Annotated in this window: 14 protein-coding genes and 1 pseudogene; 3 read left to right on the top strand and 12 right to left on the bottom strand. The window is 66.4% G+C overall.

What is annotated here, in order from left to right:
• Window positions 1-8 precede the first annotated feature (8 nt).
• From ACFXIV_RS14905 to ACFXIV_RS14950, 10 genes and pseudogenes are all read right to left on the bottom strand, one after another.
• Window positions 9-1,571 carry an AMP-binding protein gene (locus ACFXIV_RS14905; protein WP_379396583.1) on the bottom strand — a complete coding sequence of 521 codons (1,563 nt, stop codon included), beginning with the start codon at window positions 1,569-1,571 and terminating at the stop codon, window positions 9-11.
• 36 nt (window positions 1,572-1,607) lie between these two features.
• Window positions 1,608-2,843 (bottom strand): 3-deoxy-7-phosphoheptulonate synthase, encoded by a 1,236-nt coding sequence (locus ACFXIV_RS14910; RefSeq protein WP_379396585.1) that lies wholly within the window; start codon window positions 2,841-2,843, stop codon window positions 1,608-1,610.
• Window positions 2,840-3,337, bottom strand: coding sequence for an MMPL family transporter (locus ACFXIV_RS14915; RefSeq protein ID WP_379397171.1), 498 nt, complete (start codon window positions 3,335-3,337; stop codon window positions 2,840-2,842). Before ACFXIV_RS14915 ends, ACFXIV_RS14910 begins: the two co-directional genes overlap by 4 nt.
• Window positions 3,282-4,970 (bottom strand): annotated as a pseudogene (locus ACFXIV_RS14920) (MMPL family transporter); the annotation flags it as partial. The gene ACFXIV_RS14915 and the pseudogene ACFXIV_RS14920, both read right to left, overlap by 56 nt.
• A gap of 25 nt (window positions 4,971-4,995) precedes the next feature.
• Window positions 4,996-6,162 carry an SDR family oxidoreductase gene (locus ACFXIV_RS14925; protein ID WP_379396586.1) on the bottom strand — a complete coding sequence of 389 codons (1,167 nt, stop codon included), beginning with the start codon at window positions 6,160-6,162 and terminating at the stop codon, window positions 4,996-4,998.
• On the bottom strand, window positions 6,159-6,431 hold the full coding sequence (locus ACFXIV_RS14930; protein ID WP_379396587.1) for a phosphopantetheine-binding protein: 273 nt from the start codon (window positions 6,429-6,431) through the stop codon (window positions 6,159-6,161). Before ACFXIV_RS14930 ends, ACFXIV_RS14925 begins: the two co-directional genes overlap by 4 nt.
• The gene (locus tag ACFXIV_RS14935) at window positions 6,428-7,297 is read right to left on the bottom strand and encodes an alpha/beta fold hydrolase (protein WP_379396589.1); all 870 of its coding nucleotides are present in this window, start codon (window positions 7,295-7,297) and stop codon (window positions 6,428-6,430) included. Before ACFXIV_RS14935 ends, ACFXIV_RS14930 begins: the two co-directional genes overlap by 4 nt.
• 38 nt (window positions 7,298-7,335) lie before the next feature.
• Window positions 7,336-8,868: a class I adenylate-forming enzyme family protein gene (locus ACFXIV_RS14940; protein ID WP_379396591.1), complete on the bottom strand. Its 1,533-nt coding sequence runs from the start codon at window positions 8,866-8,868 to the stop codon at window positions 7,336-7,338.
• Entirely contained in the window at window positions 8,856-9,095 is a 240-nt protein-coding gene (locus ACFXIV_RS14945; protein ID WP_379396593.1) for an acyl carrier protein, read from the bottom strand. Before ACFXIV_RS14945 ends, ACFXIV_RS14940 begins: the two co-directional genes overlap by 13 nt.
• Window positions 9,092-10,108: a hypothetical protein gene (locus tag ACFXIV_RS14950; protein ID WP_379396595.1), complete on the bottom strand. Its 1,017-nt coding sequence runs from the start codon at window positions 10,106-10,108 to the stop codon at window positions 9,092-9,094. The genes ACFXIV_RS14945 and ACFXIV_RS14950 overlap by 4 nt, the downstream gene beginning before the upstream one ends.
• A 372-nt stretch (window positions 10,109-10,480) precedes the next feature.
• Between ACFXIV_RS14950 and ACFXIV_RS14955 the strand changes: the two genes are divergently transcribed.
• Window positions 10,481-11,008 (top strand): RNA polymerase sigma factor, encoded by a 528-nt coding sequence (locus tag ACFXIV_RS14955; RefSeq protein ID WP_379396597.1) that lies wholly within the window; start codon window positions 10,481-10,483, stop codon window positions 11,006-11,008.
• Window positions 11,009-11,015: 7 nt separating this feature from the next.
• Here the strand turns inward: ACFXIV_RS14955 and ACFXIV_RS14960 are convergent, their stop codons facing one another.
• Window positions 11,016-11,987: an alpha/beta fold hydrolase gene (locus ACFXIV_RS14960; protein ID WP_379396599.1), complete on the bottom strand. Its 972-nt coding sequence runs from the start codon at window positions 11,985-11,987 to the stop codon at window positions 11,016-11,018.
• Between the two features lie 282 nt (window positions 11,988-12,269).
• On the opposite strand from ACFXIV_RS14960, the gene ACFXIV_RS14965 reads away from it, so the two are divergent.
• Window positions 12,270-12,818 carry an RNA polymerase sigma factor gene (locus ACFXIV_RS14965; RefSeq protein WP_379396600.1) on the top strand — a complete coding sequence of 183 codons (549 nt, stop codon included), beginning with the start codon at window positions 12,270-12,272 and terminating at the stop codon, window positions 12,816-12,818.
• Window positions 12,815-13,279, top strand: coding sequence for an SRPBCC family protein (locus ACFXIV_RS14970; RefSeq protein ID WP_379396602.1), 465 nt, complete (start codon window positions 12,815-12,817; stop codon window positions 13,277-13,279). Before ACFXIV_RS14965 ends, ACFXIV_RS14970 begins: the two co-directional genes overlap by 4 nt.
• Here ACFXIV_RS14970 and ACFXIV_RS14975 read toward each other — a convergent pair.
• A complete protein-coding gene (locus tag ACFXIV_RS14975; protein WP_379421266.1) occupies window positions 13,276-14,316 on the bottom strand; it encodes an alpha/beta hydrolase in 1,041 nt (346 codons plus the stop codon). The genes ACFXIV_RS14970 and ACFXIV_RS14975 overlap by 4 nt on opposite strands.
• Window positions 14,317-14,482: the final 166 nt, after the last annotated feature.

Consider the following 14,482-nt stretch of genomic DNA (forward strand, 5'->3'; position numbering starts at 1 on the left):
GCCGTCTCCTACCGTTCCGCGGCGAGTGCGGGTAGTCGCCCGTCCTGGACGAGCCGCTGCAGTTCGACCCGCTTGACCTTGAAGGTCGCGGTCTGCGGCAACCGATCCCAAGTCGTGTGCAGCGGCGCGAGCATCGCGGGCAGCTTCGCGCAGGCAGCCGCCCAGGTGTCGAGGTTCAGCGGCCGGTCGTCGCGAGTGCACACCACCGGCCGGATTCCGCCCTCGGCGTCCTCGACCAGCACGACCTCGGTCAGTTCGGGCACCAGAGTCATCAACGCGTCCTCGGCCTCGAGCACACTGTCGAGCCCGTCCATATGATCGATCTCCCGATCCAGCAGGTGCACACACTGCCACCGGCCCCGATAGCCGAGATCACCCATGTTCCACCAGGTTCCGTCGAGCTGACCGGCGAAACGGCCGTCCTCGCCGACATAGGTCAACCCGCGGCCCTTGGACCGGACCTCGATGTGGCTGGGCGCACGCCGGCCGTTGCGCAGCCGCACCCGGGTCAGGCCCGGGATGCCGTATCCGACGCAGCGGCTCTGGGCCCGGCGCGCGCCACGGCGCGTGTACACCCGCACCGTGACCGGCCCGGTCTCGGTCTGGCCGTAGGCCTGGAAGTAGATGGCGGCGCGCCGATCCGACGCCCCGAGCAGGATACGCACGGTGCGCGGGTGGATGGCATCGAAGGTACTGATGTAGTAGCGCACGTTGCTCAGCGGGCGGTCGGGATCCTCGGCGAGCGGCTCCCACTGGACGAACGTGTTCGGGTGCGTCTCGACCAGCCCCGGCCGGAATTCCCGGAAAACCCTGCGCACCGTCGCGGTGTCGTGATCAGCGAGGAACGCGAAGGGGATGCGCCGCAACAGACCGACCGCCAACGCCGAATAGGTGCGAGCGTGGACGAACGATACGCACAGCGCCCACGGCTCGCGGATCTGGAACAGTCCCGCGATCCGCCGCTGAATACGGATGTGCGCGGCCAGGCCGCGCGCGGACTGCTCGACCAGTTTCGGCACACCGGTCGTGCCCGAGGTATGGGTGATGATGCACGGGCCGTTATTGTCGATTTCGGGTGCCGGCGGTGCGGCTTCCGCAACGAGCCTGTCGAGGCTGCGCAGATCCGCGACGCTGCCACTGGTCAACATCACTGAGGGGGTGACCGCTCGGTAGCCGTCGGGGTCGACGTCACCGCAGGCGATCTTGCCGGCGTCGGTCAGGATATGGCGAGGCTGGGCGCGTTGCACCAGCTGCGCGGCAATGGGACCCGGCACCGCAGGCGAGATCAGCACGGGAATTGCCCCGAGCCCGGCCAGCGCACAGGTGATGGCGAGAATGTCGGCATTGTTGGTCTTGTAGACCGCGACCCGCTCCCCGGCGCGGATATCGCAGGCGTGCAGCTTGGCTCGCAGCATCTCCACCACCGCGGCGAGATCCGCGACAGTGAAACGGGTTCCGAGGTCCGGTCGCACCGAGAGCGGCTGATCGACGGTGATCGGACCGGCCGGATTCCGTTCGGCTGCGGCCTGGACCATGGTGGCGAGGTGAATTCGTCGCTGGCGTTTGTTCATGACGGAGCACTTCCTGTTACGGACTCGGGAGGTGGGTCAGGCGAGCAGTTCGGCGGCGAACCGGACCACATCGAGGGTCTGGTCGTGGTTGAGCCGGGGATCGCAGGCAGTGGTGTAGTTTTCGGCCAGATCGGCAGCAGACAGAGCCGCGCTGCCGCCGAGGCATTCGGTCACCATCTCGTGGGTGCACTCCAGATGCAGGCCACCCGGCCAGCCCCCAGCCGACCGCACTGCGGTGACGAATCCCTCGATCTCGCAGCAGATGTCGTCGACGCTGCGCGTCTTTCGTCCCGCAGCACTGAAGGTATTGGCGTGCATGGGATCACAGATCCAGATGGCCGGATGACCGGCTATCGCGACCGCCCGGACCAGGCTGGGCAGTCGCCGGGCCACTTGGCCCGGCCCCATGCGGGCGATGAGTACCAGTCGACCGGGCTGCCGGCGCGGATCGAGCCGCGTGCACAGCCCCAATACCTCCTCTGCCGTCGCCGCCGGACCGATCTTGCATCCGACCGGATTGGCAACGCCGGAGAGGAATTCGACGTGGGCGCCGTCCGGCTGTCGGGTGCGCTCACCGATCCACGGCATATGGGTGGAGGTCAGAAACCAGTCGTTCGCCTCGGCGTCGAAGCGGGCGAAGGGCTCCTCGTAATCGAGGATCAGAGCCTCGTGGCTGGTCCAGAACGCTGAGGACGGACTGTCCTGACCGGCGTGTACCGCAACCGCTGTGCGTCGCGTCTTGTCCAGCAGCTCGATGGTGCGAGCCGCGTGCCGGTAGCCCTGCAGCAGGCGGCGCGGGTCCGGGATCCGTGCCGCTGCGTCTGGCGCCGGGTCGTTGACCAAGTGACCGAAATACGAGTGCAGCGTCGCACCGTCGACTGTCTCGGTCTGGCTGGAACGCGGTTTGGCGAACTGACCGGCCATGCGGCCGATCTGCACGACCGGCAGTCCGGTGCGGTCGCTGATCACGCGGCCGAGCAGGCGGAACAGCTCCACCCGCCGGGCGATGGCGGGCGCGGAGGATTCGTCGAAGGTTTCGGCGCAGTCGCCGCCCTGCAGGACGAAACCGCGGCCGTGCGCGACGAAGGCGAGCTGCCGGCGCAGGGACATGATCTGCTGGGGTGCAACGAGTTCGGCGCTGCGGTTGAGCTCTTCGGACGCTGCGGCGAGTGCGATGGGATCCGGCCACGGCGGCTGATGCGCCGCCTGGAGCCGCCGCCAGCCTGCAGGGGTCCAGTCTCGGGTGGTGGTGAGCAATTCGACTGTGGTCACAGCGTTACCTCTTCATCGATCGTGACCGCGGACGGCGTTGCCGCCGCGGTGGGTCGTGCACGCAGGATTCGGGGTGCCCACCAGTTGACGCTGCCGAGCAGCATCATCAGCGCGGGTACCAGCACTGCCCGCACTACGGTGGCGTCCAGCAGTACGGCCGTCGCGGTGCCGAACCCGAGCTCTTTCACGAAGGTGAGCCGCGAGAGCACCATGGCCGCCATGGCGAGGCAGAACAGCAGGGCCGCCGAGGTCACGATGCGGCCGGTGCGGGCCAGCCCCTCGGCCACGGCCTCCCGGTCGTCGCTGCCGCAGGCTCGTTCTTCGCGGATCCGTCCGAGCAGGAACACCTCGTAGTCGGTCGAGAGACCGAAGGCGAGGGTAAAAAGAATGATGGGCGAGCGCCCCCTGCCCGTGCGTTCCCAGCAGCCCGGCACCGACGCCGTGCTGGAAGACCAGCACCAGCAGGCCGTTCGCGGCGGCCAGCGACAGCGCATTCATCAGGACCGCCTTGACCGGCAGCACCACCGATCTGGTCAAGGCGAACAGCACAATCAGCGTGATGGCGATGATCAAGGCCACGGCCGGTACCGCGTGACGGGCCAGGCTGTGGTTCAGCGCCAGCACATCGGCGGTCGGACCGGTCGCGGTGTGCGCGGGCACCGCGTCCAGGTCCTGGATCTGCCGCACCGCGGTGCGCGACATCCCTGTGAGCGGCTCCTCGGTGAGGGAAACCTCCACCAGCCAATGGGATCGGTCCAGCGCCCGGGGATCGGCGACCGCGGCGACACCGTGCACGGTCCGGATGCGTTCGGAGAGCCGCTCGACCTCCGCGCGCTGGCCGGCTCCGGCGGTGACGACCACGTGTTCGGTATCCGCCAGCGGCGCGGTGAAATCCTGGGCCAGCGCTGCGGCGACCTTGCCCGCCGAAACACTCTCGGGCAGAACATCGGCCGCCACTGGCGCGGCCAGCAGCAACAGCGCCGCGGTCGCCGCCACCGCGAACACCGCAGGCCGTCGCATGACCCGGTGTGCGAAACCGCGCCAGCGCCGCTCGGCCGGATCCTCCGCGCCGAGGACTCCGGCTCGGTGGCACCGTTGCCACCGTGCCGGAGCCCATTTTTCGACCCTGCCACCGACGACCGCCAGGATCGCGGGCAGGACGAGCAGGGCGTAACCGACGGCCGCGACCGTCACGATGATTCCGGCCGCGCCCATCGAAGTGAGGAACCGCTGCGGAAACAACAGCAGTGCCACCAAGGCGGAGGCGATAGTCAAGCCACTGAACAACACCGTATGCCCGGCCGTGCGCAGGGTGGCCGCCAGTGCCGTGCCCACATCGTCGCGGGCAGCCAGCTCGGCCCGGAACCGGCTGACGATCAGCAGACTGAAGTCGATGGACAACCCCAGTCCCAGCCCCAGCACCAGATTCAGCGCGAAGACCGACAGCGGCTGGAAGACCACCAGCATGCGCAGCGCCGCCATTGTCGCCACCACCGTCACCGCGCCGCCGGCCAGCGGCAGCAAGGCCGCCACCACGCCGCGGAACACCCACACCAGCAGCACGAAAAGCGCGGGGAACACCACGATTTCGGCCAGGGAAAGGTCTGTCAGCGACACCGTGCTGATCTGCACGTTGCCCGCGGTGGGCCCGCCGATGTCGACATGACCGGCCAGGGCGGGGTCGGCGGCGACGTCGCGTTCCAGCGCGGGCAGGACGTCCTTCTCGGTAACCGCCCCGACCCGCGCGAACACCACGGTGCTGTGGTGATCACCCGAGATCAGTGCCGGGTTCGCGCGATAGTCCAAGACATCGACCACCTCGGGGCGCTGGTGCAGCACCCGCACCGCGGCCGCGACCGGCTCCGGATAGGTGCCTGCTGGATCGATCGGATCATTCGTCCGCACCAACAGCGCGTAACCCTGCTGGGTATCGATTCCGGTGGTGCGCTCGATGATTCGCCGGGCCGCCACATTCGCCGCGGCCGGATCGTCGTAATCGGTGAGGCCGCTGGTGAGCTGCGATTGCAGGTCCGCGCCGAAAGCGGCGCCCAGCACGAGCACGAGTCCCGTCAAGGCGAGCACGACGCCGCGCCGCCCGAGGAGAAACCGTGTGATCCGATCGAACATGAGCCGGTCCTTTCCCGCCTGCGCGTCAGGCCCGCGCGGCGGCCGGTTCGGCGTAGGCGAAGGCCGATTTGCCAGGGAAACTCGTGCGGCCGTCGGCGGCGATCCGCAGCCGGTACCACTCGAGCAGTTCGGCGACCTGCACACCCCTCATGCGCGACCCCGTATCGGGCTTGCCGACAACGGATTCGGTGTTCGACAGGTCGAAGCTCTTCCCGTATTTCATGTAGCTGCCGTAGAAGTCCATCGCGTGGTCGAGGATCTCGTCGACGGCGGTCAGCTCGCGCAGATCCGCCACCGGACGAGGCACCCGCAGTCCAGCCCACGGAAAGGCGATCTCGAGCACCTGTTGCACGGTCGGCGATTCCGCGTTGGCGAGGTGGTACACAGTCGAGGGTTCACCGTTGAGACCGACCGCGACCCCGTTGCGGGCCACCAGGTCCACCGGCACGAAGTTCGTCTCGGTCTCGGGCTCGTACCGCACCGGGATCCGGCGGTGCCGCATGAGATGCCCCAGCGCAGGCTCGGTGCCCTGCCGGAACTTGAGCAGAGCACTGGCGAACCCGTACAGACCGGAGAAGGTGGTCACCGCGCCGGTGCGCGAGTGGCCGACCACGATGCTAGGCCGCAGGATGCGCCACTCCAGTCCGCTGCCGGCCACCCGCTGCTCGGCGAGGATCTTCGATTCCTCGTACACGTTGTTCGCGAATTCGGTGGTGTCCACGAGAGTCTCGTACTGAACCCCGGTGCGGCGGCCCGCGACGTAGCTCGTGCTGACGTAGTTCACCGGCACGCCGCCCAGCGCCCGCGCCAGTTCCAGGACGTGTTCGGTGCCCGCGACATTCAGGGCGTGGATCTCGGTGGCGTGCTCGTTCTCGTACCGCAGCGAGGCTGCCGAGTGCCAGATGTGGGTGACAGCGCCGCATTGCGCCGCGGCCACGCCACACCCGGGCTCGAGGATGTCGCCCGGCACCGCGCGGGTGCGGTGCACGATATCGGGGAGCAGGTCGATCTCGCCGAAATCCTCCGCGGCGCTCGACAGCGCACAGTGCAGCCGGGCGGTGGCCTCGGCAGCGTCGGCGCCGCGGACGACGGCGATGATCTCATCGCCGGTAACGGCCAGCAGTTCCAAAGCCAGCGCGGCACCGACCAGGCCGGTGGCGCCCGTGATCAAGTGTGTGCCATGAGTTTTCACGACGGCATTCCTTCCGTTTCGGCGAGATACACGGCCATGGCCGCGATGCTGCGCAGTGCCTCCTGCGGGACGGTCTCGCTCCACTCCATCCCCAGCGCGCGTTCCACCGCGCCGTAGAGCGCGACCAGCGAGACCGACTCGAAACCCAAGTCCCGCAACGGTGTTTCGATCAGCACTCGATCCTGTTCCTGTCGTCCGGCGGCACGGGCCAGGCCGACCAGCAGCCGCTCGTAGGCCCGGACCGCGTCGGTGTTCGCTGGGATGTTCATCGAGCGTCCGCGGCTTCCACGCGGGCGGTGAAGGCGCGAATCGCGGTCTCCACCGCCTCGGTTGCCTCCATGAACGGCAGATGTCCGACCGCGGGCAGGAACAGCAGTTCGGAATCGGGCACCAGGTCCGCGGTCGCCTCGGCGGCGGTGCGGGTCCAGACGAAGTCGTTCTCGCCGATCACCAGCAGGGTCGGGCACGACAGCGCCGAGAGCAGGGCCGGATCGTCCGGCGCGGCGAGCGACGAGGCCAGATTGATCATCAGCGGCGTCGCGGAGTGCACCGATGTGAACAACTCCCGCATCCCGAGATACAGGGCGCTGCCGCCGTCCTCCATCGCCTGATCCCCGAACACCTGCGAATACAGGTGATCCCACAGCGCGGCGATACCGCCGTGCTCGAGCGTGCGCATCCACGAGCGCGTGATCGCGCGGCGGCGCCGGCCGGTCACCGGGTTGAACGCGGGTCCCTGCAACACGATCCCGCGTACCCGGTCCGGGTGTGCCAGCGCGAAATCACGAGCCAGCAGGGTGGAGGCGGAAGTGCCGACGAGATAGGTCTGCTCGATACCGAGGCCGTCCAGCAGCGCGAGCAGGTCGTCGACGTGATCGCGCCACTCGACGTGCGAGTAGCCGGCGCTGGTGGCGCCTTGGTTGCGCAGGTCGTAGCTGGTTACCCGGTGGTCGCTGGACAACGTGGGCATCCAGGTCCGCCACACCGGGGCGATGAGGTAGAAGTTGTTGAGCAGCACTACATTCGGGCCGGACTGCCCGTCGGTCTCGTAGTAGATCTCGAGTCCGTTCCCGGCGTCCAGCGGCGTGGTATCGCGGTAGCGGACGTCCAGGGTGACGGTAGCGGTTTCGGACACGGCTGTCCCTCTCTTCGGGCTGGCCAGGACGGTGGGAATCAGACGGCGGCGATCTCGGCGCGCTCGTCGAGGGTGCGGACGCGAGCCCGCAGGTCGTTCTTGAGGATCTTTCCGGCCGGATTGCGCGGGATCCGATCGGTGAAGACCACGCGCTGGGGCCGCTTGTAGCTGGCCAGGGTGGTGACGAGATGCCGCAGCAGATCCTGTTCGGCGACCTCGGCTTCCGCGGCGGGAACCACGAAGGCCAGAGGGACCTCACCCCAGTCATGGTCGGGTACGCCGACCACGCCGACGTCCCCGACCGCCGGATGGGTACGCAGGGCGCGTTCGATCTCGGCGGGATAGACGTTCTGCCCGCCGCGGATGATCACGTCCTTGATCCGGTCGACCAGGTGGATGAAGCCGTCGTTGTCGATCCAGCCGAGATCCCCGGTGCGGGCCCAGCCCTTGTCGATCACGGCCGCCGTCGCCTGCGGGTTGTGCCAGTAACCGCGCATCAGGCCCTCGCCTCGGACGAGTACCTCGCCGACCGTGCCGAGGGGGACATCGGCCCCGGAGTCGTCCGCGATGCGCACCGACATGCCGGGAATGGCGCGTCCGGCCGGGATCCCGTTCTCCTGGGCCATTTCCGGCTGTGGGTGTTCGGCAGGCGCCAGTGTCACGAACGGGCCGCCGACTTCGGTCATGCCGTACACCTGCCGGTATCCGCACCGAATACGCCGTGCCGCGGCGGCATAGAGTTCCGGCGGCATCGGGGCGGCACCGTAGAGAATCTCGCGCAGCCCGTCGAGCTTGGTGGTTTCGGCCGCCGGAGTGTCGATCAGATAGCGCAGCATCTGCGGCACCAGCCACAGGTGCGTCGCTCCGTGCTGTTCGGCGGCGGCGAGGGCGGTCTGCGGTTTGAATCCGGGCAGCAGCACCACCGTCGCGCCTGCCGCCATGAATGCCAGGCAGACCACCACGCTGCCATGGAACAGCGGACAGCAGTTCACCAGCACGGCGTCGTCGCCGGGATGCGCGACTGCCAGCCAGCCCAGCGAGATGTCCTTGAACGAGCGGTGATCGACAACGACGCCCTTGGGTTTGCCCGTGGTGGCGGAGGTGTGCAGGATCGCGGCGATATCGTCGATGCGGATGTCGGGCAGCGGTCCGGTGTAATCGGTTTCAATCATGACTCGGAAGTCGGGTTCACCGAAGCCGATCACCAGCGGCAGCTCCCCGTTGTGGCGGTGCACCAACTCGGGCTCGCCCAGCAGCATCGACAATCCGGCATCGCGAATGATCTGCGCTGCTTCCGATTTCACCAATCCATGGTTGATCGGCGCGAACACCGCCCCGATCCGGGCGAGCGCGAAGTAGCTCACCAGCACCTCGTGTCGATCGCGGGACAGCACGCCGACTCGGTCGCCGCGGCCGACACCGCAGTGCAGCAACCCGCCCGCGAGATTGCGCACACGCCGCTCGAACTGGTTCCAATTCAGTTCGATCTCACCGTCGATCACCGCTGTACGATTGCCCCGGCATTGGCAGTTGCGATCAAGTAGCTGACTCAGCCACATTACAAGCCACATCCTTTCTCCAGAGATGCGATCAAAGATTCGAAATCGGAAATGGTGGTGAGCGTTTCGACGCGATGGGCCGGTATCGGCGCGCTGTAGGCCTTCTCGATAGCGGCAATCAGTCGAATGAGGTCACCGCTGTTCACTCCGGCGAAGGCGAGATTTTCACCGTCGTCCAGCTCCGACACGAAATCTGGCATGCGAGTTATTTCCACAAGCAGCTCGCGGATGACACTCATTGATCCTCCGGAACCCGCGAAGCGCTCACCGCGACCGTGACGGACTCGTCGGATGATCTGACAATCGATTTATCGGCCGCGATACGAAACGACAGGAACCGGTTCGGTAGCGAGCCTGCGCAGAATTCTGTGAATTCTCTGGCATCCGAACGTTTCCGGGAAACCAGATGGGCGAAGATCGGATCGAGCGGCTTGAAATGACCGTCGATATCCCTGACTTCCACCCACGTGTGCTCGACACCCATCAGGCCCAGCACGATGCCGCGGCGGGTGCGCGCTTCCATGCCGGCGGCGTCGGCCCAACGCGCGATGAGCAGGCTGGCCGCTACACAGTCGAGGGTGCCGAGGCTCAAAAACGACTCTGGATCGCGCTGCAGGCGACCGGGCATCCACTGATAGGTGAGCTCGCCGTCGGCGAGCTCACCGAACACTCGGTCGTACCAGCCCCGTACCTGCGGTGACCGCACGGTCATCGCCTGGCCCAGTGTCGACACATCGGCTGTGACCAGCACGTCGTCACCACCGGACACCCGGACCACGCCACCGGGAGGCGCCGGGACACCGTCGATCTCCAGGCTGCGATTCACCCCACCCCACACCGATGCGTCCGGCAGCTGGATCTCCACGTCGCTACCGGCCGCAGCGGCGATCTTCCATCCGACATGCCAGCGCGCCGATCCGACCCAGGTGTCCGGCGGCGCGTCGGCGTAGCGGAGCATGACCGACTCTGCGGTCTCGGGGATGCTGCACTCCAGGCGGGCGTGCAGCGCCAGATTCACGGCATCGTAGTACTCGAAAGTCTGGGACCGGCCACAGATTTCATGTGGGAAGCCGTGCTCGACGAGGGTGTCCACCACATCGATGGCCTGGCCTATTATCTGCGCGAAGCGATTCCTGCCGATTCGCCGCTCATGGAATTCCACGGGTACGGCAATCAGTCGTGTCAGTGCGGTCAGCAGCTGTGGAATCGCGGGAGCTGTTTCCACCGTCTGTTGCGTTGCCGCGTCAACCACGATAGGTCCTCCTGCCAGCCGAGCGTTCTGCTCTCGAAATACGAACACTTGGAAGAGGGCAGGATCCGAAGCGCAGGTTCCCACAATTTGAGTTAATTTCTGGATATCCCCGGGGAGTGGGTCGACGGCGCTGCGATCGGCCGCGCTGCTGGAAGACGTCGACCCCCAACTTATTTCGGGTATGTCGAGGGTTCGCCCTTGTGCTATCTTGCGGTTCGGTATGTGAACTGCGAAATCCGGCTGGTCCGGGGGGAGTATCGCAACTCGGATATACGGCTCACAGTCGGAACATCTCGCGCGTGAGGGTTGGTGCGCGGAGTGCGAGCGGCCGAGCGTCCGGGGATTCGAACGGAATACTGACGGGGAGATTGAATGTCGGCCGAAATCGCTCGGCGTTCGCCGATCGAGGTGAACACCGACGTGCTCACGCGGGCACAACGGGGGGACGCGTTGGCGCTGCACGAGCTGTTGCGGATATTGGAGCCGTACGTCGGAAGGATTTGCGGGGCAATCGCTCTCGATGAGGGCGCGGACGCCGCGCAGGAGACGCTCATCATCGTGTTCAAGAACGTGCGCTCGGTCCGGGAGCCGCAGGCGCTGGCCGGCTGGGTGCGCACGATCGCCACCCGCGAAGCGATTCGCATCGCGCGTCGCCGCCCACTGACCACCGATCCGCTGGATCTCGCCGACGTTCCCGACCTGTCCGATCCCGAGACGCGGATCGACGTGCGGCGCACGCTCGAGAGGCTTTCACCCGAACATCGCGCCGTTCTGATGTTGAGCGCGTTCGACGACCTCGACGAGACGGCCATCGCCCAGCAGCTGTCCGTGTCCCGGGGGACGGTCAAATCCCGGCTCCACCGGGCCCGCACCAGGTTTCGCAACGAGTGGCGGGCTTGAAGAGTCGCTATCCCACCGCGGAGAAGAACCGATCCAGCAGGGGATTACCCTGCGCCGGGCATTCCTCGACCGAGGAGTGTCCGCAGCCGTCGAGCACCCGCAGGTCGTGCCCCGGCAGTGCCGCCGACAGCCGTTCGCCGACGGAGCGCGGGATGAACGCGTCCCCGCTCCCCCAGATCACCAGTGTCGGCGCGATGACCTTGCCGAGATCGTGTTCGGTGTCGGCCCAGCGCTGCTCTCGCTGCAACCGCAGCAGCGCGGTGCGGGCGGTCGGCTGCGAGCTGGGCGCCCAGTACTCGTCGGCCATGTCGTCGGTGACATGCGCGGGATCGTAGAAGGACTTCTGTAGCAACGATTTCGCGCTGGACTTGCTCATCAGATTCATCATCACCTCGCCGACGACGGGGTACTCGAGGACGCGCCAGTCGAAGACATCGGAGTACTCGACGCCGTTGGAATCGATCAGCGCTAACCGCTCGACCCGGTCCGGGCGAGTCTCGGCGAACCGCAAGGCCCAACCACCACCCCAGGAATGACCCGCCAGTGAAACCTTGGTCAAGCCGAGGGCGTCGAGGAAGGCCGCCAAGCTGCCGGCCATCGAGTCGACGGTGTACGCGAAGTCCTTGCGGTGCAGTTCCGTATAGCCGTGGCCGGGCAGATCGACCGCGATCACTCGATGCGATCGGGCCAGCGTCTGAATCGTGTCGCGGTAGGAATACGCCCACTCGCCACCGCCATGGACCAGGACCACCGGCGATCCCGAACCGGCCTGCACGTAGTGGAAGCGCGCCAGTTCGGTGTCGACGAACTGTGAGTCGACAGTCGACAGATACGCCGAGCGCGGGTTCTCTACACCGCCTGGATGATAGAGGTAGGCCAATACCAGGGCCGCCGCCACCAGCACCGCCACCAGCCCGGAAACGGTGGCGGCCGTCCATTTCAGTCTGCGCCGCAGCCTGCGGGGGCGGGCCTTCGGCAACCGTTGATTTTCACCGGACTCCAGTTGTCCCACTGATGAGTTCGCCACTTCGGATCAACTCCCTGTGTTGAGCAGCTTTCATCAGATAGAGGCCTGCCCGTACGAAAACGTTCCGCTCGACCCACGGATGTGTGAATCGTTGGCAGTACGCCTGGATCGTCTGAACCGGCTACCGCCAAGAGCCGTGATCTGCATCACTCTATGGCGCGAATGGTGGGTCTCGAATGCTCTATTACTGCACGGGGGTTCCGTCAATCACCGGCGAGCATGCGAGGGGAGAAGATGGTCCTGAACGAATCACTGTCCGCCCGAGCCATGAGCACCCGCGAGGACTCCTGGCACGTGCTGGTCCGAAGTGCCCAAACCGGCGACGCCATGGCCATGCACGAACTGCTGCACCGATTGGAACCGATGGTAGGTGCGTGGTGCGGGCCCATCGCCCTCAGCGATGCCGCGGACGCCGCGCAAGAAACCCTCACGATCGTCTTCCGGAAACTCGGCGGTCTCAGTGATCCCGAGCGCCTGCACGGATGGGTGCGCCGCATCGCCATCCGCTCCGCGGTCCGCATCGCGCGGGCACGCAGCGCTGCTGAGCCGGCCCCAGCGGACTGGCTCGAACAGGTGCCGGCCCGCGACGATCCCGAACTTCGCACCGACGTCCTGTCGGTGCTGCGCCGCCTGGTCCCGGAACAACGGGCGGTGCTGGTATTGCGGCATATCGAAGGACTGTCCGACCGCGAGATCGCGGCCGCTCTCGGTATCGCCGAAAGCACGGTCCGTTCACGATTGTTCCGGGCACGACGACATTTTCGAAGGGAGTGGCAGCAATGACTGTCGACTGGCCGATTGCCAATCTCGATCCGGTGCGCCGGCTGCGGGTACTCGCGGCGGGAATTCCGGGCGCAGTGGTCACCGAGACGTTCCTCGACGCCGATCCGCATCAGGCGTGGGAGACGCTCAGCGATCTCGAACGCACGGTGCCCCAGATCCAGCCGCACGTGCGGCAATTCCGGATTGTCGGCGAAGAGCACGGCCGCATGGTCGCCGACGTACGCGGCTACGCAGGACTGCGCGCCCGCATGTCGATCGATATGCAGCCCTTCCTGTGCTGCATGCAGAGCAGGTACCTCGTCGTCGGCATGGCCGTCACGCCCGAGGGAAACGGCACGAGATTCGCACGCATGCAGGGGCTTCGCTTTCCCCGCCCGTTCCCGGCGGTATTGATGCCCCTCGCGGACAATACGATCCGCGCCGAAGCCAAACGCGTCGCACACCTGCCGTTTCCTCGCTAGACCCTCGATCGCGCGAGATCGGCGAGCATCTGTGCAGTCCGCGTCGTCTCGGCGCGTGCGTCCGAGTCGAACAAGGCCCCGAGATACCCGTGCGGCAGGTTCTCGCCACGCGTCGATACGACCGTGACACCGGCAGCTTCGAGCCGGTCGGCGAGAGCAACGGACTGATCACGCAAGACATCCACCCCTGCCGCCGCGACCAATGTGGGGGGCAGAGCGGACAATTCGCGGACAGTCGCAGTCAGGATGAAGCAGCGCGGGTCGGCGCATTGCTCGAGTCGTGGTGCGTACCAGCGAACCGCCTTCTCGACGATCGCGCGGTCCAACGGCGCCGAGAACAGATCCGTGCTGCGATAACGGTCCAATCGGTAATCGACGATCGGATACCACAGCCCCAGGAAGGCTGGGCGGTATCGCGCATCGTCGGCCATCGACAGCGCTACCGCGGCAGCAATATTCGCGCCCGCACTGTCACCCGCGATTCCCACCTGACCTGGATCCGCGCCCAGCTCCCCGGCGTGGTCGACTGCGTACCGGTATCCAGCGGCCACATCGTCGAAGGCAGCCGGGAACGGATGTTGCGGCGCGAGACGGTAATCCAGCGACAACACGTTCATTCGCGCGCTGTCCGCGAGTACCCGAGTGGTCCCTCGGTAGCCCTCTACGCTGCCGATGAACCAGCCACCGCCGTGCACCCAGACCAACAGTGTTCGCGTGCCTCGCAGCGGCTGGTGCAGGATTGGTGATGTCTGCGCGCCGACCGCATCGGGCACTCGAACAGTCGAATCGGCGACCTCGAGTCCGGGTGCCGGGCATGCGGCGGCCATCGACCGATCGAAGCGGCGACGGTCAGCCTCCGACGGGATGCGATCGATGGACAGCTGTCGTTTCGCCAAGTGGGCGAAAATGTTCAGTCGAACGGTCAACCGCTGATCGGCGGCCCGTGGCCACAAAGGAAGCCGAGGCGCGAACCCGAACATCGGGAGCGAAGCGGCACGGACCAGCAGTCTCTCGAACATATTGCGTAGAGGCGGCATCCTGGTTGCTCGGTTCCCACCTCTTTCGTGAGTAATGCCACAGCAGCGAGACGCTGAGAAGCTTCAGCGAAACTCTCTCAGGGCACTGGCTATCGCGGAATCGACGGAACGAAATATGTTGGCCTATTTGCCCTTTGGTGGAAAATTTCCGGATCGAGCCGAAATC

Origin of the sequence: Nocardia sp. NPDC059236 (assembly GCF_042754085.1) — a bacterium.
Lineage (GTDB): Bacteria > Actinomycetota > Actinomycetes > Mycobacteriales > Mycobacteriaceae > Nocardia.